At 62.3% G+C, this 1,961-nt stretch carries 3 protein-coding genes; all 3 read right to left on the bottom strand.

Annotated features, from left to right (window positions below; translation table 11 throughout):
- Positions 1-83: 83 nt before the first annotated feature.
- Genes BMZ82_RS39065 through BMZ82_RS39055 form a run of 3 tightly spaced genes read right to left on the bottom strand, consistent with a single transcriptional unit; the run spans position 84 to position 1,819 of the window.
- Positions 84-908 (bottom strand): helix-turn-helix domain-containing protein, encoded by an 825-nt coding sequence (locus BMZ82_RS39065; protein ID WP_177244885.1) that lies wholly within the window; start codon positions 906-908, stop codon positions 84-86.
- Between the two features lie 7 nt (positions 909-915).
- Entirely contained in the window at positions 916-1,440 is a 525-nt protein-coding gene (locus tag BMZ82_RS39060; protein ID WP_093782115.1) for a DUF6879 family protein, read from the bottom strand.
- On the bottom strand, positions 1,400-1,819 hold the full coding sequence (locus BMZ82_RS39055; RefSeq protein ID WP_093782114.1) for a hypothetical protein: 420 nt from the start codon (positions 1,817-1,819) through the stop codon (positions 1,400-1,402). The genes BMZ82_RS39060 and BMZ82_RS39055 overlap by 41 nt, the downstream gene beginning before the upstream one ends.
- Positions 1,820-1,961 lie beyond the last annotated feature (142 nt).

The raw sequence follows: 1,961 nt of genomic DNA, 5'->3' as shown, positions 1-1,961 counted from the left end.
GGCGTTCGTGACCGGACAGCTCCAGAGGCAAGGGCTTCGGACCAGGCATCACCCCACCCTACAACCGCAAACGAACTAACGACTCAGGACACTAGTACGAGATCCCTGGCGGTCTGTCCGTACACCGCGGACCGCCTGTGGAACTCGAAGACCCTGATGTAGATGTCGATCTCCCGTGGCTGAGTCACGACCATTTCTGCGGAGAACGTCTCCAACATGACGCGCTTGTCGTCAAACATCACGAAGCCGTGCCCGATCCACGTGTTGAGCGGCGCAGACCGAGGGACGATGCCCAGGCTCAGTCGCGGTAGCGCCAGAACAGCCAACAGCCGGTCGAGCTGGGCTCTCATGACCCCGGAGCCCCCATGGTTCGAGTAGAGGGCCTGCTCGCCCAGGAGGACGTTGAAGATCCGATCACCCTGGTACAGGTACTTCTGTCGTTCGAGCCGCTTCGCCACGGCGGCTTCCACGTCTCCTGGGGTGTCGTACAGGCGTGACACCTCATCGAAGATGGCCTTGGCGTACTCGGCAGTCTGAAGGGTGCCCCAGACGACGTTGGGTTCCCAGACGCGGAAGACCTTGGTCTTCCTATAGAGCGGCAGGGACTGCTTCTGGCGTCCTTCAGCCCCGGCCTGGAGCAGCCGTCGCCACTCCAACCACAGCTCATTAATGTGGCGGACCGTCGCGATGAGGTCTCGGAGTTCGGCTTCGTGCCCGGTCAATTCGCACCAGACGCGGATGTCCTCTTCGGAAGCGTTCTGCTTGCCGTTCTCGATACGAGAGACCTTGGATTCCTGCCAACCAGTCGTAGCGGCGAAGGCCCGGCCACTACTGAATCCCGCATCCTTGCGGAATCCACGCAGCCGGGCTCCCAGCGCCTCTCGCGTCTCTTGTGCTTGGTTGTTCACGCAGAGATCAGGGCTTGTACTCGGAATGGGGAACCGCGGAGGCCCAAAGCAGATCCCGCATCCGAACGCACTCGGCGACGATGGCGGGCGTGTCGATCAACTCGTTCCCGAGAAACCGGCCTGAGTCGTCGAAATGCCCCACAGCGATGATCGAGTCATCGAACAGCCACCAGTCATGTCCGTCTACTGGGAAGGTCAGGCCCTCGGGCAACTGGTGCCGCGGGTACCACCTGACGGACTCGCCGGCCTCTTCGTTGACGTGGGCTGTGACGTACTCCCACTGGATGTACGGAGTGTGCGGTTCGGTGACGACGCGCACCCGGCGCATGGTCTTACCTGTGCCAGTGACGTGCTCTACGAGCCGCGTCCACGGCTCCATGAACGAGTGGTCCAGAGGCTCGCCACGGAGCCAGCTCGCGTAGGGGCCATCCTCTACTGGGACTGAGTAGTCGTCCCTCAGCTCCAAGTGGAAGGCACCGTGCACACAGCTATCAAAGAGCTGGTTGCGCTCGGTGCTGGAGATCAGCTCCACGCGGTTCCTCCAGTAGCGCGGTGATCGCGGCCCGGGGGACCTCGACCACGGTTTCGTAGTCCGGGATTTGCATCTGTGCCAGGGCCTCGGTGTCGGTCACCTCCTGGCCCTGCACAACGTACGTACCTCCAGGCGTGAGGACCATAAGAGGGTCCTCAAGGCGCTTGAACTCTCCGGAGGGAAGCCCGTCCTTCTCCAGGTGCTCGAACAGCTCGGTGGGTACCTCGACGGCTGTCTCGCCCTCACGGATGGTGAGCTGCATCAGCAGGTCGTTCGCGAAGATCTTCCAGCCTTGCACGAGGTACGTGTCCCGATCCGTGGCGTAGAGGGTCGGGCACTCTCCCCCTTGGGAGTTCTTACCAAGGAACCGTAGCTTCATGGCTGTTCTCCTGTCCGCTGCCTTGCGCCGGTTTGTGCGGCACTTCCAGCGTCGAGCAGGGGTTCTTGAGGTTCCCCCTGCCGGCCGGACAGCTTGATACTGGGACGGATGGTCCCGGAGGAAGCAGTCACAGGTAGTGAGC

Origin of the sequence: Streptomyces sp. yr375, assembly GCF_900110755.1 — a bacterium.
GTDB lineage: Bacteria > Actinomycetota > Actinomycetes > Streptomycetales > Streptomycetaceae > Streptomyces.
Note: the sequence above shows the minus strand (reverse complement) of the source record. Positions and strands in the feature narration are given on the sequence as shown.

What these genes read in the sequence shown, in the direction of transcription:
- BMZ82_RS39055 (WP_093782114.1), bottom strand. Translation starts at nt 1,819, where the DNA reads ATGAAGCTACGGTTCCTTGGTAAGAACTCCCAAGGGGGAGAGTGCCCG.